Annotated in this window: 21 protein-coding genes; 9 read left to right on the forward strand and 12 right to left on the reverse strand. The window is 45.3% G+C overall.

Annotated elements, in window-relative coordinates:
* Positions 1–80: 80 nt before the first annotated feature.
* Complete coding sequence (gene smrB / locus MHM89_RS15725; RefSeq protein WP_026111224.1) at positions 81–644, forward strand: endonuclease SmrB; 564 nt, start codon at positions 81–83, stop codon at positions 642–644.
* Here smrB and MHM89_RS15730 read toward each other — a convergent pair.
* Both MHM89_RS15730 and MHM89_RS15735 read right to left on the reverse strand, forming a co-directional pair.
* Positions 628–1065 (reverse strand): GNAT family N-acetyltransferase, encoded by a 438-nt coding sequence (locus MHM89_RS15730; protein ID WP_239409186.1) that lies wholly within the window; start codon positions 1063–1065, stop codon positions 628–630. The two genes, smrB and MHM89_RS15730, sit on opposite strands and share 17 nt — an antisense overlap.
* Positions 1062–4061, reverse strand: a complete 3000-nt coding sequence (locus MHM89_RS15735) for an EAL domain-containing protein (RefSeq protein WP_235419726.1) — start codon at positions 4059–4061, stop codon at positions 1062–1064. The genes MHM89_RS15730 and MHM89_RS15735 overlap by 4 nt, the downstream gene beginning before the upstream one ends.
* Positions 4062–4496: 435 nt before the next feature.
* Here MHM89_RS15735 and MHM89_RS15740 point away from each other — a divergent pair, with 435 nt between their 5' ends.
* Positions 4497–5654 carry a chorismate mutase gene (locus MHM89_RS15740; protein WP_239409187.1) on the forward strand — a complete coding sequence of 386 codons (1158 nt, stop codon included), beginning with the start codon at positions 4497–4499 and terminating at the stop codon, positions 5652–5654.
* Positions 5655–5723: 69 nt separating this feature from the next.
* Here the strand turns inward: MHM89_RS15740 and tyrA are convergent, their stop codons facing one another.
* The 8 genes from tyrA to ffh all read right to left on the reverse strand — a co-directional run bounded on the left by tyrA (position 5724) and on the right by ffh (position 11730).
* Entirely contained in the window at positions 5724–6863 is a 1140-nt protein-coding gene (gene tyrA / locus MHM89_RS15745; protein WP_239409188.1) for a bifunctional chorismate mutase/prephenate dehydrogenase, read from the reverse strand.
* A 216-nt stretch (positions 6864–7079) separates the two neighbouring features.
* On the reverse strand, positions 7080–7439 hold the full coding sequence (gene rplS / locus MHM89_RS15750; protein ID WP_022945752.1) for a 50S ribosomal protein L19: 360 nt from the start codon (positions 7437–7439) through the stop codon (positions 7080–7082).
* Between the two features lie 44 nt (positions 7440–7483).
* Positions 7484–8236 carry a tRNA (guanosine(37)-N1)-methyltransferase TrmD gene (gene trmD / locus MHM89_RS15755; protein WP_239409189.1) on the reverse strand — a complete coding sequence of 251 codons (753 nt, stop codon included), beginning with the start codon at positions 8234–8236 and terminating at the stop codon, positions 7484–7486.
* A complete protein-coding gene (gene rimM, locus MHM89_RS15760) occupies positions 8236–8772 on the reverse strand; it encodes a ribosome maturation factor RimM (RefSeq protein ID WP_022945754.1) in 537 nt (178 codons plus the stop codon). Before rimM ends, trmD begins: the two co-directional genes overlap by 1 nt.
* 17 nt (positions 8773–8789) lie before the next feature.
* Entirely contained in the window at positions 8790–9038 is a 249-nt protein-coding gene (rpsP, locus tag MHM89_RS15765; protein ID WP_045978188.1) for a 30S ribosomal protein S16, read from the reverse strand.
* Positions 9039–9215: 177 nt separating this feature from the next.
* Positions 9216–9719: a GNAT family protein gene (locus tag MHM89_RS15770; protein ID WP_239409190.1), complete on the reverse strand. Its 504-nt coding sequence runs from the start codon at positions 9717–9719 to the stop codon at positions 9216–9218.
* Positions 9709–10233, reverse strand: coding sequence for a DUF3750 domain-containing protein (locus MHM89_RS15775; RefSeq protein ID WP_239409191.1), 525 nt, complete (start codon positions 10231–10233; stop codon positions 9709–9711). Before MHM89_RS15775 ends, MHM89_RS15770 begins: the two co-directional genes overlap by 11 nt.
* Before the next feature lie 114 nt (positions 10234–10347).
* Positions 10348–11730, reverse strand: a complete 1383-nt coding sequence (ffh, locus tag MHM89_RS15780; RefSeq protein ID WP_022945758.1) for a signal recognition particle protein — start codon at positions 11728–11730, stop codon at positions 10348–10350.
* A 167-nt stretch (positions 11731–11897) separates the two neighbouring features.
* On the opposite strand from ffh, the gene ccsA reads away from it, so the two are divergent.
* The 3 genes from ccsA (at position 11898) to MHM89_RS15795 (ending at position 14862) form a co-directional block, all read left to right on the forward strand.
* Complete coding sequence (ccsA, locus tag MHM89_RS15785; protein WP_239409192.1) at positions 11898–12704, forward strand: cytochrome c biogenesis protein CcsA; 807 nt, start codon at positions 11898–11900, stop codon at positions 12702–12704.
* Between the two features lie 90 nt (positions 12705–12794).
* Positions 12795–14078, forward strand: a complete 1284-nt coding sequence (locus MHM89_RS15790) for an HlyC/CorC family transporter (protein ID WP_082079246.1) — start codon at positions 12795–12797, stop codon at positions 14076–14078.
* Positions 14079–14418: 340 nt separating this feature from the next.
* Positions 14419–14862, forward strand: coding sequence for a hypothetical protein (locus tag MHM89_RS15795; RefSeq protein ID WP_045978191.1), 444 nt, complete (start codon positions 14419–14421; stop codon positions 14860–14862).
* A 742-nt stretch (positions 14863–15604) separates the two neighbouring features.
* On the opposite strand, the gene MHM89_RS15800 is transcribed toward MHM89_RS15795, so the two are convergent.
* Together MHM89_RS15800 and MHM89_RS15805 are read right to left on the reverse strand one after the other, a co-directional pair.
* Entirely contained in the window at positions 15605–17365 is a 1761-nt protein-coding gene (locus tag MHM89_RS15800; protein WP_239385340.1) for a hypothetical protein, read from the reverse strand.
* 368 nt (positions 17366–17733) lie between these two features.
* Positions 17734–18444 (reverse strand): hypothetical protein, encoded by a 711-nt coding sequence (locus MHM89_RS15805; RefSeq protein WP_239409193.1) that lies wholly within the window; start codon positions 18442–18444, stop codon positions 17734–17736.
* A gap of 108 nt (positions 18445–18552) precedes the next feature.
* Here MHM89_RS15805 and MHM89_RS15810 point away from each other — a divergent pair, with 108 nt between their 5' ends.
* The 4 genes from MHM89_RS15810 to MHM89_RS15825 all read left to right on the forward strand — a co-directional run bounded on the left by MHM89_RS15810 (position 18553) and on the right by MHM89_RS15825 (position 21707).
* Positions 18553–18777, forward strand: coding sequence for an SDR family NAD(P)-dependent oxidoreductase (locus MHM89_RS15810; protein ID WP_138547814.1), 225 nt, complete (start codon positions 18553–18555; stop codon positions 18775–18777).
* Between the two features lie 158 nt (positions 18778–18935).
* The gene (locus tag MHM89_RS15815) at positions 18936–19724 is read left to right on the forward strand and encodes a trypsin-like serine protease (protein WP_138547813.1); all 789 of its coding nucleotides are present in this window, start codon (positions 18936–18938) and stop codon (positions 19722–19724) included.
* Between the two features lie 95 nt (positions 19725–19819).
* Positions 19820–20857 carry an acyltransferase gene (locus MHM89_RS15820; protein ID WP_239409194.1) on the forward strand — a complete coding sequence of 346 codons (1038 nt, stop codon included), beginning with the start codon at positions 19820–19822 and terminating at the stop codon, positions 20855–20857.
* Positions 20858–20909: 52 nt separating this feature from the next.
* Positions 20910–21707, forward strand: coding sequence for an alpha/beta hydrolase-fold protein (locus MHM89_RS15825; RefSeq protein ID WP_239409256.1), 798 nt, complete (start codon positions 20910–20912; stop codon positions 21705–21707).
* The last annotated feature ends 11 nt before the right edge of the window (positions 21708–21718 follow it).

The following is a 21718-nucleotide window of genomic DNA, read 5'->3' on the forward strand; positions in this document are numbered from 1 at the left end:
ACGCTCGTTATCCCTTAATAGCGCCATTGTAGCGTGTTTAACGCTAGGTTTTTATGCTTTTTTTGGCTAAACTCTCGACCATGAAAAAACAGCAACCAACAGCACCTGACGCACAGCCATTGTCGCAACAGGACATCGATTTATTTCGCCAAAGCATTGGCGCCACCAAGCGGGTCAAAAATGACACCGTGCGTTTGACTGGGCAACAGAAAAAGCCGATCGCTCAGCGCCAACAAGTGGAGCGCCAAAGTAATACCGAATTCTACTTTTCAGACGAATATATTCCCGACATAGATACACACAGCACCATTAGCTATGTCAAAGCAGGAGAAGACCGCTATCTGGCAAAGCAGTTGCGTCGTGGCGATTACAACCCGGAACTGATCCTCGACTTGCACGGCCTCAACAAAGAAACGGTCAAACAGGAATTAGCAGCGCTGATCAGCGCCTGCAAAAAACAGCATGTGGCCTGTGCGTGTGTAGTGCATGGTATTGGTGAGCGGGTGTTAAAGCACAAAGTGCCGCAATATCTGGTGCAGCATCCTGATGTGATTGCCATGCACCAAGCGCCACTAGAATATGGCGGTAAAGGGGCGTTGTTAATTCTTATTGACTTGCCCGTGGATGTCAGCCCACTTCTTTAGGCTGGTATATATCGGCATTATGACGCTGCATCAAAATGCTTGGCTCATCAATGGCGTTAAAACCAAACTGACGATATAAATCGTGCGCATCGAAGGTGGCGAGCATAAAACGCCGCAACCCTTGCAGCTCAGGGTGGGCGACCACCTCAGCAATAAGCGCTTTGCCTATCCCCTGTCCTTGATAATGCTGCAATACAAACACATCAGCCAGATAAGCGAATGTGGCGTAATCCGTGGTCACGCGGGCAAAGGCTACTTGCTCGCCCCGCTGGTTATAGGCGCCAAAGCACAAGGAGTTATCGATGGCGCGACGCATCACCGCAGCAGGAATATCTTTAGCCCAGTAAGTGCGGCTTATAAACCCGTGAATCACGTCAAACTGCAGCTTTGCTTTGTCTGTATCTATATGCACTGAACTCATGGGGCTTCCACTTCGAGGTGTTCAGGCAACGCATTGACCGCTCCCTCTTCCAGCGGACGACTAAAGTAATAGCCCTGCACAATAAAACAGTTATTGGCTTTCAAAAACTCCATTTGTTCTTTCGTTTCAACCCCTTCGGCAACAACATTGAGGTTTAATTTTTGTGCCATAGCAATAATAGCTGCGGTGATCTCCATGTCATTAGAGTCTTCAGGGATATCTTGCACAAAAGAGCGATCCACTTTCAGCACATCAACCGGGAAACGTTTTAAATAGCTTAGCGACGAGTAGCCGGTGCCAAAGTCATCAATGGAAATAGACACGCCCAAACGCTTCATTTCAAGCAACTGCGAAATAGCGGTATCGACGTCTCCCATTAACATAGATTCAGTGAGCTCAAGGTGGAGCTTGTCAGGGGCAATGCCAGATTCACGCAAGGTTTTACTCATAGTGGCAATGAGGTTGGCGTCTTGGAACTGCCGCGCTGATAAGTTCACCGATACATTGGCTTCAAGCCCGGCTTTAGCTCGACGCGCCGAGAATGCGCACGCCTCGCGCATCACCCACTCGCCAAGCTCAACAATGAGTCCTGTGGCTTCAGCGATGGGAATAAACTTAAATGGTGAAATGGGACCTTGCACAGGATGAGTCCAGCGCACCAATGCCTCAAAACCAAGAATACGGCCATCACGGCTATCAACCTGTGGTTGATAATGAAGATGAAATTGACTATCACGGATCCCTTGGCGTAGCTCATTCTCTATGTATAAGCGCTCGTTTGCAGCGGCATTAAGCTCTTTGGAGTAGAAATGATAGGTATTTTTGCCTTTTGCCTTGGCCTCGTACATTGCCAAATCAGCGTGCTTTAGCAATTGATCTTCTTCGCTACTGTCATCTGGCGCCATGGTAATACCAATACTGGCACTCACAATCACCTCGTTATTGCCAAGCTGAATAGGCTGATTAAGAGTGCGCTGAATGGTGTTAGCGACTTCTTTTGCACGCTCATGACTTTCAATACCACTGAGTAACACCGCAAATTCATCACCGCCTAAACGGGCAATGGTGTCTTCGGTACGAAGACGGTTTTTGAGGCGCCGAGCTACCTCCACCAGCAATTGGTCACCGACATCATGGCCCAAGGTGTCATTAATTCGTTTAAATTCATCAAGGTCGAAGTAAAACAAGGCAAAAGCATAATGCCCTCTATCCGCGAGCGCCATCGACTTACGTAGCTGCATGCGGAAGAAAGTACGGTTGGCCAAACCGGTAAGGGTATCAAAATAAGCCAGCTGCTCCATTTTGCGCTGACTCTCTTTTACAAAGGAAATGTCTTGCGCGGAAACGACGTAGCTATCGACATCCCCTTCCTCATTACGGATGGGAGAAATACTGAGCGATACCCATATGGCTCGACCGTCAATGTGCTGCAGCATGGTGTCACCACGCCAATAATTACGTGAGCGTAAGTCAAACTCAATGTCTTCATTGAGAATCGCCATTTCCCGGGCAATAACACTGAGTAATTTGGCCTCAATAAAGTGCTCTTCGCTGTACCCGGTCATCTCCAGCATTTTCGGGTTCACATATTCAATTTGCAGTTGATAGTTGGTGATCAACACCCCAGTACCAGAGTAAGCGACCGCTTTAGAGAGCCGGTTGGCAGCCTGCTCGGCCACTTCTTTTTCTTTAATACGCTGATTAAGCCCGGTGATGGTGTTACTCAGCTCGACACTCATGTCTTTAAATGAGCCATTGAGAACGCCTATCTCATCTTTACTCTCTGGCGGGAAGTCGGTGTCCATTTTGCCTTTGCCAAAGCTGGATACCGCATTCACAAGCAAATAAATGCGCCGAAGCACGAGCTGATATAAAGCTTGGTGTAGTAGCAGAGCAACGAGAATGGCGTAGAGAATAAACAGCCCTAAGAACTTTATTTGCAATGCCTCAAGCGCTTCTAAAGCACTGGATTGCTTACGGTAAATGCCTACGTACCAATCCAGCCCTTCAACTTTGCGAATCGTGGTGAGGTAATTCTCTCCCTCGTAACTGAATTGCTCTGTCACTGTTGGCAGTTTTAAGCGCAGCGCCCCACTGACTAATTCAACCAGTTTAGGGTTAATAAAGTCAGACATGCGTAGCGGTTTACCTTGGCGGCCATAGCGTTGGTAGGTGGCATTGTCTAAGCGCGGGTGAGCCAATAACTGTCCCTGTGCATCAACAACAAACATCTGCTGATGTGGGTCATCTATTGGTAAGTATTCGAGTAATTTATCCAGTTCTAAATCCGCACCTGTTAGCGCGACGTGCTGATCCTGCTTATAAATGGGCGTGACAATACTGACAATCCATTTGCCCCAGATAGGGTCGTAGTACACCGGCGTCCACACTGCCTGACGGGTGGGGTTATTTTGCTCATTAACGCGATCGAAATTCAATGAGTTCACGGCGCGATAATCCGCTGGCACATCCAATGCCCAGTTCGGCGGCGCCACTCGGACAAAGTCATCCTCGGTCAGCAAATAGAAATTAAAATAGTCTTGAATCAACGTGGGTGAGATGACCTGCCAAAGCTGCTCTGATTTTGCAAACAGTCGCTCGTAGGCAGGTGAATAGTTCTTTTTCGGGATGATGGCAGCAGAAAGGCCATCATCAGACATGCTGCGCAGCGTTAGTTCATCGGTAATTATAAATTGAGGTGACTTAAAGGAAGCGTTGGTGTTGGTGTGAGTGAATAAAGCGCGTTTAACGACCTCGTTGGCCTGCTCAGCAATGTTGGTTTTGGTATCAATAAAACGGCCAAACTGACCGATAAAACGTGCACTATATTGGTTTAACTGTTCATGCTCTTCAAACATCAACTGCTTTTGCTCTGACTTGAGCATCAGCACCGCCGCAAAAATACCGGCAATCAAACAAATAGCAGAGATCAATGCCGAGAGCTTGATGCTGAGGGAATGAATGCCAAACCGAGATGGCGGACGCCTGTAGACCACTGCCTATCCTTTTTAAGTCTCTGGATTAATGTACTTTTAGCCAGCTAGCAAATATAACAGGCCTCAGGCACTTATATAAACCTTTTTCGTGGAATAATTGATTGCACGGTATTGCAGCCCATACAAAGGTATGAGCTATAACACCGCGTTGCTAGTTCGCATAGTATTTGTAACACAATAACGTTTTCTACTCACCTAGTTTACCGGCGCTAAGACATTAAATTGAGAAATATCAAATTAGCCCGATTTAGCTGTTGACTTGCATAGAGTGGAACCAGTAGATTGAAAGTATGAACAGTATCTCTTTCGTATTTTTTCGCTTTTTTATCTTCCGCCCTTGTTAGGGAGGCCGATAGCGAGTACGTGAGATTCACCTTATGCTAAAGCCTCCCCACCGGGAGGCTTTTTTCGTTTTGGGAATGAGGAAACCTAATAATGACTAACGAAACGCTGCATGCATTGCGCCGGGATATTAACGAAATAGACTCCGAACTTTTGATTTTGCTGGCTAAACGCCGCCGTATCGCACACTCCGTTGTGGAGTATAAAATTAACAACAATAAACCCATACGTGATGAAGCCCGGGAACAGGCACTGCTGGAGAACTTGATAAGTTATGGCAAATCCTTAGGGTTAGACGCTTATTATATCAACAATGTGTTCCAGCGTATTTTAGAGGACTCGGTGTTGCACCAACAGGCCATGTTGCAACAAAACCTCAACCCCGAAGCCCTAGGGACGACCAACCGAGTCACTTACTTAGGAGGGCAAGGCTCGTACTCGCAACTGGCCGTACATAAGTATTTCAGCCGCCGCCCAGGCAAGCTCGTAGAACTTGGTTGTTCACAATTTGATGAAATCACCGGCGCAGTGGAAAAAGGCCAAGCAGACTTTGGCGTACTGCCTATTGAAAATACCAGCTCTGGCAGTATTAATGAGGTGTTTGACCTCTTGCAACATGCCCAAGTGTCGATTGTCGGTGAAGTAACCCACAGCGTTGAGCACTGTGTATTAGCCAAACCAGGGACCGAGCTGGGCAATATCAATAAGCTCTTTGGCCACCCTCAGCCATTCGCTCAGTGCAACCGGTTTATCCAAGGGTTAGATCAGGTGCAGCTCGAGCATTGCGACTCCACCACCAGTGCAATGAAGGCAGCGCTTGAGTGCGAGCATAGCGCGGCAATTGGCTCGGCGCAGGCCGGTAAGCATTTAGGGTTAGAGGTGCTGCAAACGGCGATTGCTAATCAAAGTGAAAACCACAGCCGCTTCATTGTGGTTGCCCGCAAACCGCTTCAGGTATCAATGCAAATCCCCACAAAAACATCGCTAATTATGTCGACCTCGCAGCAAGTGGGCGCCTTAGCTGATGCTCTAATGATTTTCAAACAGCGTGAAATTAACTTAGTGAAACTAGAGTCTCGCCCGGTGCCAGGCAACCCTTGGGAAGAAGTGTTTTATGTCGACTTAGAAGCAAACATCGACGACCCTAATGTTAATCAAGCCTTAGAAGAGCTTAAACCCTTCACTGAGTTTATCCGCGTTTTAGGCTGCTACCAAAGTGAGTCGCTTAAAGCGGTTACGCCAAAAATGTAATCCTGTCTGTGTAGAAAGGCGCCATCAATGCCTTTCTACACACGGAATACATCTTTGATAAAGCAAATACTAACCTAACACCTTGGCATCGTTAGCTTTATTTAACAAAGCTCGGCTTTGGCTTAAGAACTGATCGCTGGCATCACTAAAGAACACTTTTGCATCAGAGAATGCGGTCATTAACGCCTCTTTGTCTTTATCACGCAGCATGCTTAAAGTATGTTCATAGGTATTTTTATACGCCTCCAAGAGCGGCTCTACGCGCTCAAACTGCGCAAGCATGATGTCGCTATACAGCTCCGGGCTTTGTGCAAACAAACGGCCCACCATCATTAATTCCAGCTGATAGATAGGGGACGAGCAATCGCGAATTTCTGCTAAGCTATGTTCTTGTTTAGCTAGAAACTGGCCATATACGAAGGTGGTTAAGTGGCGCATAACCTGGATTATTTGCATGGCTTCGTCGTGTTTGCGTGCGCTCATAGTGACAAGTTGACATCCCCACACTTTAAGCTGAGCCAACAACGCCTCACCTGCTTCACTCTCTACGTCTTTGCACACCACCACAGTTTGTTTAACCCAGTGGCTAATATCTGGTCCAAACATCGGGTGCAAGCCCAATACCGGACCGCTGTGTTTGTTGGTCAGCGCCGCTAAGGGCTTTTCTTTCACAGACGTAATATCAACTAGCAAGGCATCTTCGTCCAAAGCAGGAAGGTTGGCGACAACCTCCTCTACGGCGTTGATAGGTACACTAATAAGCACACATTTAGCGCCTTTGAGTAACTTTGCAGCTTCGCCACTTTGCTGTTCTTGGCGGTCAATAATACGCACCTCAACACCACTACGGGTAAGCTGCTTAGCAAATAGTTGCCCCATCGCTCCACGGCCACCGACAATCGCCACCGGATTGAGCGACTTACAAACACAAGCCAACTCACTTTGTTGGTTTTGATAGGCCTCCCGCATCATGCGCCGCAAAATATCTTCGACCAAGTCAGGGTTAACCGCCGCTTCTTCAGCCTCTTTACGCCGCGCCGCGATCAACGCCGCCTCGCGTTCGGGGGCATGCAAAGGAGCGCCGCTTTGTTGCTTTATTTTGCCTACCTGCTCGGTGATTTGGTTACGCTTGGCAAGGAGGCGAACGAGTTCGGTATCACAGGCATCGATTTGATTGCGAAGTTGGGCTAGCTGCTGCTTTGGGGTCATAATGTAAACTTAAAATTACACGTGGTAAACTAATTAATACATCGATAGTAGCAATATTAGTCAGTCTGGAAAAGGGGCAAGAGGTAACAAGGTGTTGAATAATATGCGAGGAGTCACCTGCAGCGAGAGGGAGCATTAGGCGCTGCCTGTAAAAACCAAAGCGGGCCAGCTATCATTAGCTGGCCCGCTTTATCACGTCTTAGTAAAACGCGCGTATTAATTAAGTTTTTCTTTAATACGTGCAGACTTACCAGAACGCTCACGCAAGTAGTAAAGTTTCGCGCGACGTACTGCACCGCGACGCTTAACTGTGATGCTATCTACAAGTGGGCTGTGCGTTTGGAATACACGCTCAACGCCTTCACCGCTTGAAATTTTACGCACGGTGAATGCAGAGTGTAGGCCACGGTTACGCTTAGCGATTACAACACCTTCAAAGGCCTGTAGACGCTCTTTGTTACCCTCTTTTACACGTACCTGTACAACAACTGTGTCACCAGCGCCGAAGCTTGGTACGTCTTGCTTAAGCTGTTCAGCTTCAAGCTCTTTAATAATATTTTGGTTTACTTTTGCCATTTTATTTCTCACTTTCCTAGGTGTAACTGTCTTCTAGCCACAAGCTATGAGTTTTCTTGCTGATATTCAGCGAGTAACTGCGCTTGCTCCTCAGTCAGAGCTAGGTTTTGCAACAAGTCTGGACGTCTTTGCCAAGTTCTCCCTAATGACTGCTTTTGCCGCCATTTTGCGATTGCTTGGTGGTTACCACTGAGTAGAATCGGTGGAACCGCTTTGCCATCCAATATCTCTGGCCGGGTATAGTGCGGACAATCGAGCAAGCCATCCGAAAATGAATCTTGCTCAGCCGATTGGTTATGACCTAACACCCCTGGCACTAATCGCGCAACAGCGTCAATTAATGTCATGGCCGGTAGTTCACCGCCGCTGAGGATAAAATCCCCAATCGACCATTCTTCATCGATATAGGATTCGATGAGCCGTTCATCTATACCTTCATAACGACCAGCTACTAAAATCAGTTTATCGCACTGAGCGAGCTCTTGTGCGCCTTGCTGATCTAGTTTTCGCCCTTGTGGGGACATGTAAATTACCTTAGCACCCTCGCCTGCCGCAGCTTTCGCATCGAGTATGGCCTGCTTCAATGGTTCAACCATCATCAACATGCCTGGACCTCCACCATAAGGGCGGTCGTCCACGGTACGATGCTTATCCGTTGCATAATCGCGCGGGTTCCAGTAGTGAAAGTCGATTAAACCACGTTTCACTGCGCGGCCTGTTACGCCCTGCTCAGTAATTGCCGAAAACATCTCTGGAAAGAGGCTTATTACCCCCATCCAAAACGGTGTTTGTGCCATTAAAAGCCTGGGTCCCAGTCCACAGTAATCTGACGCTCGTCATGGTCCACATTGATAATGACCGAATCGGTCAAAAATGGGATTAAACGCTCGCCTTTGCCGAATGCATCTTTACTGTTTGCTTTCACAACCAGCACATCATTCGAGCCTGTCTCCATCAAGTCATCAACTTGACCTAAGTCATAACCTTTTGTGGTTACCACGGCCATGCCGATGAGATCTCGCCAATAAAACTCCCCTTCGGGAAGCTCCGGTAATTGCGCCACTTCAACCGAGATTTCCGCATTGGTCATAGCCATTGCTTGGTCACGGTCATTAATTTGCGCAAACTTGGCGATAAAGCCTTTGTTGTGGCGACGCCAGTCACTCACTTCAAAGGTTTGCCATTTACCTTGTTGCCCTATCAACCATGGGCTGAAATCGAAGATCCCTTGGGGATCATCAGTAAATGAATGCACCTTAAGCCAACCCTTGATCCCATACGGGGCTCCGAGTTTGCCAACGACGATTGTTGAGGCTTGCTCTTGTTGACTCATGGTTACACTTACGCCTATTAAGCCGCTTTACGAGCGTCTTTAACTAGCTTTGCTACGCGATCTGAAAGAGACGCGCCTTGGCCTACCCAGTGATCAACACGGGCAAGGTCTAGACGAAGTTTTTCTTCCTGACCAGCAGCAATAGGGTTAAAGAAACCTACTTTCTCGATGAAACGACCGTCACGCGAGAAACGGCTATCCGCAACCACAATTTGATAGAAAGGACGCTTCTTAGCGCCACCACGTTGCAAACGAATAGTTACCATACCGTCCTCTAAATAGATTGACTGTTTTCATTAATAAGTGAAACTTCCCCATACAGGGAAGCTCGGGAATTGTACGAATTTTTTGCCACAATGCAAGTAAGAACTGCATTAAATACGTGGTTTGTGTGGGTTAAATGATGATCTTGGCTTTTGAGCTGTCGCTAAAGGCCGGTTTGTTCAGCGTATGTCGTCAAGTAATAGCCCATAAATAAGGCCATCAACACGCTGGCCCTGCTTCACTATCGCTTGCCTTAGTCGTCCTTCGAGGACAAAGCCACAGCGCGTTAACAGCGCCTGAGAACCTTTATTCCCTGCAAATACGACTGCATGCAGGCGCAGTAAATCAGTTCCATGAGCGAGCTTGTTTAATAGCTGTTGCAGCGCTTCACTCGCAAAGCCTTGGTGCCAATAAGGCTGACCCAGCCAATAACCTACCTCAGCTGATTTAGCGTACTCGAACTGCCCCACTGTGGCACTGATACAGCCAATCAACTCATTATCGTGCTCTATGGCATAGATGTGCTCGCTTTGAGCGCCCTCTCGAACCCACCAACTGGCATCCGCCTCAGTGTAAGGATAGGGGATTTTGGGCGATAAGAAACGTTGTACCTGGGCATTATTGAGCAAAGACACTAACGCGTGCTCATCGCCTCGGGCAAAACGACGTAAGCTAATCGCCATAACCACTGCCAATAGCACTAAAAGGCATCGCCAGTTCAAGTTCGGGAACTTGCCTGCCTATCCATGCGGGAAAGGTATTGCTGTTCGGCCCTGGAAAGAGCGTGTATTCGTTTACCCATGGATACTGCTGCGCAGCCGCTTGGATTTTGGGAATAAGCTCCGCTGCTTTGGCGCCGCTGACCATATGAAATTTATCAGGCTTAGCACCGTACCAGTAACGATCAGGTGTGGATGTTTTATAGCTGCGCAAAGCCGATCGACCTTGGTCCACGCCCCAGCCGACCACTTCATACACTGTATACTGCTGTGCCCCCTGCTCTTTTATTGCAAGCCAAGTATGCACGGCAAACCAACCACGCCAGCTGAATGCATCAGCGGCATAAAACTCAATCACCGCCCCCGGCTCACTCACCGGCTGCGCAATGCCTGCACTTTCACGACTGGCAGTACGCCAATCCGTGCTAGTACAGCCAACCAATACCCAAAAAAGCATGGTAATAACTAGCGCTCTCACATCAACCTCGCTTGTTATATTGATATAGAACCTACTATTTCACCGCTTAACGCGCTTTGCAACGCAAAAAAAAAGCGCGACGGTTGTCACGCTTTTTTTATATAACGCATTGGCTCAGAACTTAGGGCCGCCGGGGCCACCCATCATTCCTGGTGGCATCATCCCTTTCATGCCGCGCATCATTTTCATCATACCGCCTTTGCCTTTCATCTTTTTCATCATTTTCTGCATCTGTGTAAATTGCTTCAGCAGCTTGTTGATGTCTTGTACTTGTGTGCCAGAGCCCGCAGCAATACGCTTTTTGCGTGAGCCTTTAATAATTTCCGGACGCGCGCGCTCTTTCGGTGTCATGGAGTTGATAATGGCTTCCATTTGCACAAATGTTTTGTCGTTAACTTGCCCTTTTACTCCTTCAGGTAAGTTACTCATGCCTGGCAACTTATCAAGCATGGACATCATGCCACCCATGTTTTTCATTTGTCGCAGTTGGTCGGCAAAGTCCTCTAATGTAAAGCCGCTGCCTTTAAAGACCTTATCTGCCACTTTTGCAGCTTTGTCTTTATCGACCTTCATTTCCACTTCTTCGATAAGAGACAAAACGTCGCCCATACCGAGAATACGCGACGCAACACGGTCGGGGTGGAACGGCTCTAGAGCATCGCTACGCTCACCAACACCGATAAACTTAATGGGTTTACCGGTAATATGGCGAATCGATAGCGCGGCACCACCACGGGCATCACCATCGGTCTTAGTTAAGATCACGCCACTAAGTGGTAGTGCTTCATCAAAAGCTTTCGCGGTATTCGCCGCATCCTGACCGGTCATGGAGTCAACCACGAACAGCGTTTCAATTGGGTTAATAGCACTGTGCAGTGCTTTAATCTCGCTCATCATGTCTTCATCAACGTGAAGACGACCGGCGGTATCCACTAACACCACATCAATAAACTTTTTCTTGGCGTGAGCAATGGCGCCATTGGCGATATCAACTGGGTCTTGCGAGGTGTCGCTGGGGAAAAACTCGACATCTACTTCAGATGCTAGAGTTTCAAGCTGTTTAATTGCCGCTGGTCGGTAAATATCGGCACTCACCACCAATACCGACTTTTTCTTGCGCTCTTTTAGGAACTTCGCCAACTTGCCAACACTGGTGGTTTTACCCGCCCCTTGTAAGCCAGCCATCATAATGACTGCGGGCGGCTGGGCATTGAGGTTAAGTTCTTCGTTAGCCTCGCCCATGGCTTTTTCAAGCTCTTCACGGACTATTTTGACAAACACTTGGCCAGGAGTCAGGCTTTTAGTCACCTCTGTGCCGACGGCACGCTCTTTGACTTGCTTGACGAAATCACGAACAACGGGCAAAGCGACGTCAGCTTCAAGCAAAGCCATACGCACTTCACGCAGCGTCTCTTTAATATTGTCTTCAGTGAGGCGGCCACGGCCACTGATGGTTTTTAGGGTCTTCCCTAATCGTTCCTGCAGATTTTCAAACATCGCTAACGATTCCGTTGCTACTTACATTTTCGCCGATTATAACTGAAAGCGGGGGGCAAATCCCAGCACCAAGTGCAAAGCAAAGGCAATTAGATCTAGGCAAGCGTGTTCGCTTTAAATACAATGGCTTCTTGATGGAATAATAACTACGAGCAAAAAAGGTCATCATGCTGATTACAATTTTGACACTGTTGAGTTGTGCTTTTTACGGTGCTGCTACCGCGCACGTATTGTCTCGCTTGTTTGATGCCAAAGGCCCATCGCAAAAAACCACGGTGATCCTCAGTACACTTGCGATTTTGACGCACATGGTGTTGCTCGTAAATGCGGTATTCACTACCCAAGGCCAAGACCTATCTTTTATTAATGTATCGCTGCTGACCTGCTGGGTTATCGTATTATCAGTGACCGCCGTGTCACTGCGCTTTCCTGCCACCTTATTGCTACCTGTCGTGTATGGGTTTGCCACTATTTTATTATTCGCTAGCCTATTCATGCCGCACGATATCATCGTGCAAAGTATTCGCCTGGAAATTGGGTTAGTGACACATATCTCTATTTCACTGCTGGCTTATTGCGTGCTGGTGATTGCTACCTTATATGCGGTGCAGTTTTATTTCATCGACAAACGCCTTAAACGCAAAGACCTAGCCATTGTATACAGCCACCTGCCACCGCTGATGGTGGTCGAACGTCAACTTTACCAATTAGTGTTTGTTGGCACAGCTTTGTTGAGCCTCGCCCTGCTCTCTGGGTTTGTATTCCTAGATTCCATGCTGGCTATTGAAAACGCGCATAAAACGGTGCTTTCCATTATCGCCTGGGGGGTGTTTTTAGCCGTTGTTATTGGCCGCAAGCTGCGAGGTTGGCGCGGCAAATCCTCTGTGATCACCATTATGGTCGGTGCCGGCCTACTCACTCTTGCCTATTTTGGCAGTCGCTTTGTCCAAGAAATAATATTGCAGCGTTTTTAAGCAATTACTTTATCTTCAGGGCAAGTTCACTTGACTACGCGCGGCGAGTGCCGCTTAATATACCTTGATTTTTAATAGAAGGATCCTTCTTTGGACGACATATCGACGAGTACGTTGTTTATCATTCTAGCAATACTGATCGTACTCTCCGCATACTTCTCTAGCTCCGAAACTGGGATGTTGTCGATAAATAAATTTCGACTACGCCACCTAGAAAAACAAAAACACGCCGGAGCCACGCGAGTCAGCAGCCTACTCAAGCGACCTGATCGCCTTATCGGCTTGATCCTTATTGGCAATAACCTTGTTAATATTGCGGCCTCTTCAGTGGCCACGATTATTGGTATTCGCCTGTTTGGCGATGTTGTCGGCTTAGCGGTGGCCACTTTTGGGTTGACCTTTATTTTATTGGTCTTTGCAGAGGTGACTCCGAAAACCATTGCCGCTTTGTACCCAGAGAAAATCGCCTTTCCAAGCTCGCTGATTCTTAAAAATTTGCTGCGCTTAACCTTGCCTTTTGTGATTGCCCTAAACTGGATCACTAACGGTTTGTTGCGTCTGCTTGGCTTTAGCCCAGAGCAAATGGAAGAGCACAGCCTTTCTAAAGAAGAGCTGAAAACCGTGGTAAGTGAAGCCGGGGCCATGTTGCCGGCCAAGCACAAAAGCATGCTGACGTCGATTTTAGACCTTGAGCAGGTCACCGTGGAGGACATTATGATCCCGCGTAATGAAATTAACGCCATTGATGTTAATGATGACTGGAAGGTGATCAGTAAGCAGCTCACCAACTTACAGCACACCCGGGTGCTTTTATACCGTGACCAAATCGATGATGCCGTGGGCTTTATTCATGCTCGAGACGCACTTCGTCTACTCACCAAAGAGCAGTTTAATAAGTCGTCGCTGCTTCGCGCAGTAAGGGAGATTTACTTTATCCCCGAAGGCACCTCCTTGAATACCCAGTTACACAAGTTTCAGCAGGTTAAAGAGCGTATTGGCTTAGTTGTTGACGAATATGGTGATATTCAAGGTCTAGTCACACTTGAGGATATTCTCGAAGAAGTGGTTGGCGACTTCACCACCACACAAACCCGACCACCAAGCGAGGAAGTCAGTGAGCAGGACGATGGCTCAGTGCTAGTTGATGGTGGTGCTAATATTCGTGACCTCAATAAAGAAATGGGTTGGCACCTTCCCCAAGATGGGCCAAAAACTCTCAGCGGCCTGATTGTCGAATATTTAGAAGATATTCCCGACGCCAATTTAGGGCTTAAAATTGAGGGCTACCCGATTGAGGTCATGGAAGTAAAAGAAAACATGATTAAGCTGGTACGTGTGCTCCCACAGCAGCGTCGCAAGAAGTCTAAAGACTAGCCGTCCTTTTAGGGCTGCTACCTTTCCTGGTAGCAGCCTCTGTCCATGTGCAACCAACCTAAAAGTCCGCAAAGCGATAAAAAGACCCACAAACCAAATCGGTTTTTAATCTGACTGCGTTTGTGGTCGCTAAAGAATAAGCCCGAGAAATGCCCCATATAGAGTCATGCTCGCTTTCAGCGCCCAACATATACTTAGACATTATCCTTTGCCTTTGCTAACTTCATGACTTTATGGATAAATAATATGCACTGCTCAAGCTTTAAGGTGTCTTTAGCTAGGAGCGACAAATGCGTTTGTTAGTTGCACCTCGATATTACCCATACCTTAAGGATACGGTTTGAAACTCAGTAAAGAGCTTTATGCAATTGCCTCAAGCATTGCGCATGAAACGGATGGTTTTTTTGATACAAAAGGACCTGGAGCCGGGAACCTTTCAACAAATCAATTCATTGATTTAGTTCGCAGCCGCGCGGAACAGGCCTTTGGCGAGGATTATAGCGAACAAAAAATTTGTGGCGACAACTCGATGGCGGTGGACTTTTATTTTCCCGAAGAACAGACGGTTGTGGAAATTGCATTGGGGATAAAAAACCCAAACACTGAATTTGAAAAAGATATTCTTAAGGCTCTTATGGCCAGAAGCTTAGGTAATAAAATTAGAAACCTTGTCTTTATTTGCAAACCCGGTGGCTATAAAAAATGCAATCAGCCGGGTCGCAAAGCAATGATCGAATGGCTACAGAACCAAAATGGAATGACCCTGGAAGTGTGGGATCTTTAATTACCGGACCAAATAAGACCTATTTTCAACAAGCTGCACAGAATAAAGAAGTATTATAAGTTCCTAGGTATTGATTAGCACGTGTGGTGGTTTATTTACTGTTGTTGTTTTTATAGCGGGCTTTTATTCTAACTATCTTGGCTTTACCACTGGGGAAGCTTCCTCCTATCTGTAATCGCGAACCACAGTTGGTAGAGGCTTTTACACGGAGGCCAGTCACTACTGCCTACTTCAGGAACGTTTCAAAGAAACTCTCCGGGTAAGAGAAAACAGGGAATGAGTATCAAGACCGAATCCCGCTACGGATGTCATTCAGAAATTTACAAAGGATGAGCAATAACTCGCTGCAATAATGTTAGTTAATAATTTCAACTGCAGCGCTAACTCTTCACGCCCTACGGCGAATTATAATAAAAATAATGTTCAGATTAGGAGTCTAGGTTGGAAATTAGAAAGCTGAATGCCTTGCGAGGGCTCGCTGCACTTATTGTTTTCTTTACACATTTCAGTGATATAACCCTCTGGTTTGACGGCGCACTAAGCGGCTTTTTAATGGCATACCCTTATTTAAGTAAAGAGTTTAATCTGGATTGGTTGTCATTTGTTCTGACAGTTCTGATAACAAAGTGGTATCAATTCTGACATTCTCTTGCGTGCGTAAACCGGTCGTTGGCGCTGACTTATTTTTGCCCTTTTTCAAACCAGCACGACAAGAGCTAGGCTTTTTAGGCATTAACACGCATTAATGAATAATGCCAATGTCATCCAAAATAACTGAGATATCATGTCTTGGAGTGAATGTTATATTAAGGATCAAGCTCTCTTCTTGTTTAACTTCAGATAAAAATTCAATCGGAAAAACCACTGTCTGCAAAGTTGGTTCCGTAGGTGCAAATTTTACATCTTCATTTTCTAACTCTGAGTAGTCAGATACTAGCAACGGAGAAATACTGGCTGTAGATTTCGTCTTTTTACTTATCACAACACCATTCTTATTCAGAAACTCTATCTTAATGTCAGAAGCTAAGTTATAGGGTCTGCATGCTTCATGCTCTTCGGATGTCTCTATCGCGATAGAGACAGTTAGACTCTGTTTATCTTCAGCGATAACATGAAAGGTTGGTAATGCGAGTTGTAGCGTCGTTGCAACTTGTTCTTCGAGTTTCAGTTTCAGTACCTTGTTTGGTGTATCCACCCCGCCTCTTAATCGTTCCTTTTCAATCGAGAATGACACTGGCTCATTTTGGCTGTCAACCCTAATCTGAAAGTTCTTGTTTTCTGTCTTAACGCTTTCAAAGTTTTCAATAGACCAGAATGTTGAAGTACTGAACCGAGATACATAGATATCATCGGGTAAGCCAAACTCTGAGTTTGGCGGGTGCCTCAATATATCCTGATATTCTTTCTTTCCAGATAAAGTAAGTTCAATGAACGCTGACACAAATACCTTGGTTAGTTGCTCTTGCTGTTTAGCTGTCAAGAGCTTTTTATAAAAATTCTTACTGCCTCCCCAATGAAAATCATCAGACATATCTTGATTGAAATTTATGTGGTTTGCTTTGTGGATGTAGATTGAATGATTCACGTAATTTTTGCCGTCATCATATTCAACCCTCTGCCACTGTTGACTCCCTAAGAACTGGTAAACATCGGCGTCATGCCCGCCCTGTAAAACAAGATAGTTAGTATTCTTAAGAATGTTTTTGCCGTGTGCGTGTTGGTATTGTCCGTCCATGGGCGCTAATGCCACTACCGATTTAATTCCAAACCCAAACTCTGTAGGTTTTTCACTGTTCGGTATCGTTTTTAAACTGTTAAATGTCGAAGCTAAGGCGACGGCTTCTCCGCCTCTAGACATGCCAATGAGAGCAACATTTTCTAAATCCAGCTTGTTATAAAATCTGTGATCATGTTGGTTATTCCACACGCTAAGTAGCTTTAGATGCTCTAAAAGAATCCACCCGCGAGCACCGTTTTCTCCCCACAAACCATTTAAATAAGTCTGATCGACCTGAACAACAAAAAAACCGCGACTGGAAAACATCTCTCCTAAATAATCAAAACCGGGATCTGAGTTACCATGAACCAAGAAAATGACAGGCCGCTTTTCAGAAGTTTGTGGCAGCCAAACTTTCGCTTCTAAAGGTAAATCTTTGCTATCAAATCTATGGTAGGCATCATATTTATAGCCTTGGCTTTTGGAGTGGTCAGCAAGAAAGTTTGGTAGAGTGACGTCAGGTGCGACTAGATCTGGCTTATCGATAGAAAATAAATAGGGTTTTTCTCCATAAGTCATCACATCGTATTTGTATTTACCTGTTTTTGCTGGATTCGGAAGGCTACTTACCTTCTTATCTGGAAAGATATAGCTATCTGAAACACACTGTAAAGTGTCGGACGCCGAGGTTGAATACGAAACAGCTAGAGCGATGCTGGTAATGAATCTTAAAAGCAAATGCTTCAACGTATTTTCCTTGTTAATCAAATTATTTATTAGCTTCATCTTGACCTTTCCCTGAATTAGTATCATTCAATGAGATTTTTTATTTTTTATGCAACGTTGGTCGCATGTATGTATGAAAAAGTTTAAATAATCTAATTTTTATTTTTTCCAAAATAATTAGCCAAAACTAAACAAGGAAATGGCTAGTTTTATCGCTTGGCTGCTATTGGGCGACTGTCAACAGATGGCGGCTTAAGGCATGAAACGGTAGTTAAAATAACTGGAGCTGAACTTCCGGTATTTGTCTATTAATGCCCGTCAGCCATTGCTGATGGCATCTCCGCTCGTCAAGCGGACTTCTTGTTACTCAGCTAATTCGAAACTTTGAGTTAGCTACATTGCCCCTGATATGCATAAATCAATTTATATCAGCTACTTTGGGGTAGCTCAGCATTCCTGCGCTTTGCAGCAAGCGGACTCTTATCAACCCATCTAAACAGGTACATTATAATCAGCTTTGTGACACCGCTTGTAACGGCCAACATCAACAGCGGCCAGCCATCTACTAATCCCATACTTAAAGCAAATATAATCGTAGAGATATCCATCATAAATATGAACTGGCTCATTTTAAGGTCGACCGCACCAGTGTGTCCAGAGCTATAGATGAGCCTTATCTGATGAAAGTAGCCTTGAGCAAGTAAAAATGAAACAACGAGTATGATAGAGGTAGAAATCAATTTCCCCTCGTCAGAGATAGTCTCACCAAAGAAGAGGCCGACAAATGCTAGAATGAGGCTACTAGCAGCGACTGCAAAGCTTATTGCAGATTTTACTGACTTTCTATCTAATAAGATTTCCATGATAATTTGTAGCACCAATATAGACGCTATCAATCTGGGCCAGACAATATAGTGGTTAAATGGCGATATTGAGTAGCCGTAAACAAAAAAAGATAAATAGGCCAAGTAACTTACTGTAAATTGGTTCAAAGACAAAAGCTCAGTAGGACGTACGCTATTGTCACTACTCGCTTTTCTTCTACAAATTGTTCTCAATTGCGAGAATACACCATATAAACTAACGAATATGAATGCTGTGTTTACCGTCCCGGCAATGTTGTAAAAATCCAAACCCATCCCTCATACCAGCAAAAATCGTCGACAATATAGCATATTTTTGGTATATAAAGTTTACCTAAATGCCAAATTTATTGCATATTGTCGACAATACATCAAAATGGAGTTATGGGTAAGAGAAAAGTTGCGCTTATCATCGGCAGTAGTCAGGGAGTTGGAGCTAAAGCAGCGGTGCGTTTGGTTAATGAAGGCTTCCCAATTGTTCTTAACCACAGAGAGTCAGATATTTTAAAACAAGAAGTAGTACAAAAAGGGAGCGAGTGTATAGCCGTGCAAGCCGACGTATCGCAGGAACATATGTCGCAAAACTGTTTAATGCCGTCGACAAAATAGCAAAATAGGACGACTAGCAGTGCTAGTGAACAACGCAGGTGTTTTGGAAGTGTTGACAGTTTGTCCGGGACAATTTATAACAATTCACGTCACTCGTACGCTCTAAAGTGCACCGATGGGCTCCGCGTTAGCTATACAACAATAAACATGGACGTATTATGAAAGTCTTATTTATCTTATCCATTATTTTCTTTTCTACCTGCAGTAATGCTGTAGTAAAAAGACATGATGTTCCCCCTGAAAATTATGTCATTGATAAAATGCCTGAATACTTAGTTGATATGCCCCATGAAGGACATGGTGTATTAATTAATTCACAATGGGTTGTAACTGTAGCACACACTATTTTTTATGATTATGTTGGCAAGGATCTATTAATTGGTTCAAAAGAGTATGAAATTGAAAGCGTTCATATACACCCAGATTACACTCAACCTAATAAAAATTTACTTAAAGGTGATTTAGCGCCCTTAATGAATTTTTTCAAATCTAGAAGTGATATAGCGTTAATCAAATTAGCTTCAACTGTTAGCGGTGTAGAACCAATCAATATTTATTCTGGTAATAGTGAAAAAGGCAAAACAATTACAGTCTATGGTAGGGGAGCTACTGGGAACGGATTAACTGGCGAAGACCCAGATACCAAATCACTTCGTGTGATGAACCGGTTTCAAAATGTTGTTGAAAGAGCGGAAGGTAACTGGTTAGCATTTAAATTTGACGAACCAGAAAGCGCACTACCACTCGAAGGTATGCATGGTTCAGGAGATAGCGGAGGAGCTTCTGTTATCTTTCGAGACGGTGTCCCTTTTCTTGTAGGTTTATCAAGTTGGCAATTAGGGCATGGCGATATAGCTACTTTTAAAGCCGGATTGTATGGTACCACTGCTTATCAAGTTAGGGTGTCAAATTACCATGACTGGATATTAGGTGTATTGGGTAGCTAACAAGATACTATATTATTAGTTAATAATTTCAACTGCAGCGCTAACTCTTCACGCCCTACGGCGAATAATAATAATGCTCAGATTAGGAGTCTAGGTTGGAAATTAGAAAGCTGAATGCCTTACGAGGGCTCGCCGCACTTATTGTTTTCTTTACACATTTCAGTGATATAACCCTCTGGTTTGATGGCGCACTAGGAGGCGGCTCCGGTGCCTATGGGGTGATGCTATTCTTTTTACTAAGCGGCTTTTTGATGGCATACCTTTATTTAGGTAAAGAGCTCAATCGCACTAACCTCACGCGCTATTTATTGGCCCGAGCAGCAAGGGTGCTGCCCTTGTACCTAGCTGTGGTGTTTACCTCGTTCATACTCGCTAAAGGCGGGAATGACAGCCTATATAACATACCTGATGTCAACGCCTTACTCGGCCACTTGCTATTTATTCACGGCGAGAGCGTACTTTGGACTATTCCACCTGAAATACACTTTTATGTGGTTTTTATTGCTTTTTGGATGCTGGCTAAAAACAGAGCAGGCTATATTTATCTCGCTATTGTGGCGGTAATGATTGCGCTGTTTTTTACCAACTTTCCGAGGATTTATGGCGATATTTATGGAATACCCTATAACCTCTTTAGCATATTGCGCACCTTACCTTTCTTTTTTGTGGGTGTGATTTTGGGCTTACTGTACCCTACCCTAAAAGTGCCTAACTACATGCGAAAGCACCGCTTTGTACTGGTTCTTCTGTTAATACCACTTATGTATCCACAATTCACTCCGCTAACCAGCGGCGATGAAAGACGAATGTGGCTAAGCTATGAAGTGTTACTAGTTATGAGCACGGTATTCTTTTGCGTCGTATTTCTCGTCCCTGATAACAATATTGTACTCGCCAATCGCCTTGGTGATTTCATCGGCAAAATCTCCTATTCGCTATACCTGCTGCATATGCCCATTATTATGCAGGTAAATAAGTTGGCGTTGACTGTTGAACTCAAACTCATTGTCGCCTTAGCATTAAGCATAATGGTGGCCTACTTGTCATACCGATGCTTCGAGCAACCTATCGCCAAGCGTATTCGTCACCTCACAGCGGCCAAAGCACAGGATACGCCTGTGCGCGCCGGTTAAACTGTTGTCTATTATGGAAACGACCTTGAGTTATTTACTGTATTTTATTCTTATGGTTATATGCGCTACAGGACTCGCAAACGAGCCCTTTGAAATACCAAGAAGTGCAGTTATCGAATTAACAGAGCCTGCGAGCAAACGGGTATACCCTGTATTTATAAAGCTGCCTCGCTCTTATGCGATAAATAAGGATAAGAAGTATCCCGTCATTTACCTGATGGATGCCTGGTATAGCTTTCAGATTGCTTCAGGTGCTACACGCTTTCCGATGAACAGCGGCACAATGAAAGAGGCAATCATTGTGGGGATATCCTATTCCCGAGGCTCAAAAGGCCCATCTAGTCGAATAAGAGACTACACTCCGGTGCAAGCCACAAACTGGAAGTTTCAAACTGGCCATGCTGATGGTCATGCTAAGTTTATCCGCGAGAGCGTCTTCGCCTATATTGAGCAGAACTACCGAACCCTTCCCTCACAACGCACCTTTGTGGGACACTCATTAGGGGGGTTGTTTGGCGCCTATATCCTGTTCAATTACCCTGATATGTTCAGCAGTTATATAATCGGTAGCCCATCGGTATGGTTTGCCAATAACGATATTTTACACTCATCTGTGATGAAACCTCGTTTACCAACCAAGGTCTATGTATCAGTGGGCAGCTTGGAACAGCCAAAGTATGGAGAAAAGCAGCATATGATGGCTGGGGCGCAAAAACTAATAGAGAAAATGACCGCTGAATGCGGAAAAAATACGACGATTAAGTTTCGCATTATTGAAGGGGCTAAACACGCGACAGCGTTTCCGAGCACCTTGATCCAAGGATTGGACTGGATTTATACGCAGCAATAAATGAGCAACTA

It is taken from the genome of Pseudoalteromonas sp. CNC9-20 (genome assembly GCF_022347875.1).
GTDB classification, from domain to species: domain Bacteria; phylum Pseudomonadota; class Gammaproteobacteria; order Enterobacterales; family Alteromonadaceae; genus Pseudoalteromonas; species Pseudoalteromonas ruthenica.

What these genes read in the sequence shown, in the direction of transcription:
- smrB (WP_026111224.1), top strand. Translation starts at nt 81, where the DNA reads ATGAAAAAACAGCAACCAACAGCACCTGACGCACAGCCATTGTCGCAA.
- MHM89_RS15730 (WP_239409186.1), bottom strand. Translation starts at nt 1,065, where the DNA reads ATGAGTTCAGTGCATATAGATACAGACAAAGCAAAGCTGCAGTTTGAC.
- MHM89_RS15740 (WP_239409187.1), top strand. Translation starts at nt 4,497, where the DNA reads ATGACTAACGAAACGCTGCATGCATTGCGCCGGGATATTAACGAAATA.
- tyrA (WP_239409188.1), bottom strand. Translation starts at nt 6,863, where the DNA reads ATGACCCCAAAGCAGCAGCTAGCCCAACTTCGCAATCAAATCGATGCC.
- rplS (WP_022945752.1), bottom strand. Translation starts at nt 7,439, where the DNA reads ATGGCAAAAGTAAACCAAAATATTATTAAAGAGCTTGAAGCTGAACAG.
- trmD (WP_239409189.1), bottom strand. Translation starts at nt 8,236, where the DNA reads ATGGCACAAACACCGTTTTGGATGGGGGTAATAAGCCTCTTTCCAGAG.
- rimM (WP_022945754.1), bottom strand. Translation starts at nt 8,772, where the DNA reads ATGAGTCAACAAGAGCAAGCCTCAACAATCGTCGTTGGCAAACTCGGA.
- rpsP (WP_045978188.1), bottom strand. Translation starts at nt 9,038, where the DNA reads ATGGTAACTATTCGTTTGCAACGTGGTGGCGCTAAGAAGCGTCCTTTC.
- MHM89_RS15770 (WP_239409190.1), bottom strand. Translation starts at nt 9,719, where the DNA reads ATGGCGATTAGCTTACGTCGTTTTGCCCGAGGCGATGAGCACGCGTTA.
- ffh (WP_022945758.1), bottom strand. Translation starts at nt 11,730, where the DNA reads ATGTTTGAAAATCTGCAGGAACGATTAGGGAAGACCCTAAAAACCATC.
- ccsA (WP_239409192.1), top strand. Translation starts at nt 11,898, where the DNA reads ATGCTGATTACAATTTTGACACTGTTGAGTTGTGCTTTTTACGGTGCT.
- MHM89_RS15800 (WP_239385340.1), bottom strand. Translation starts at nt 17,365, where the DNA reads ATGAAGCTAATAAATAATTTGATTAACAAGGAAAATACGTTGAAGCAT.
- MHM89_RS15805 (WP_239409193.1), bottom strand. Translation starts at nt 18,444, where the DNA reads ATGGGTTTGGATTTTTACAACATTGCCGGGACGGTAAACACAGCATTC.
- MHM89_RS15810 (WP_138547814.1), top strand. Translation starts at nt 18,553, where the DNA reads ATGGGTAAGAGAAAAGTTGCGCTTATCATCGGCAGTAGTCAGGGAGTT.
- MHM89_RS15815 (WP_138547813.1), top strand. Translation starts at nt 18,936, where the DNA reads ATGAAAGTCTTATTTATCTTATCCATTATTTTCTTTTCTACCTGCAGT.
- MHM89_RS15825 (WP_239409256.1), top strand. Translation starts at nt 20,910, where the DNA reads ATGGTTATATGCGCTACAGGACTCGCAAACGAGCCCTTTGAAATACCA.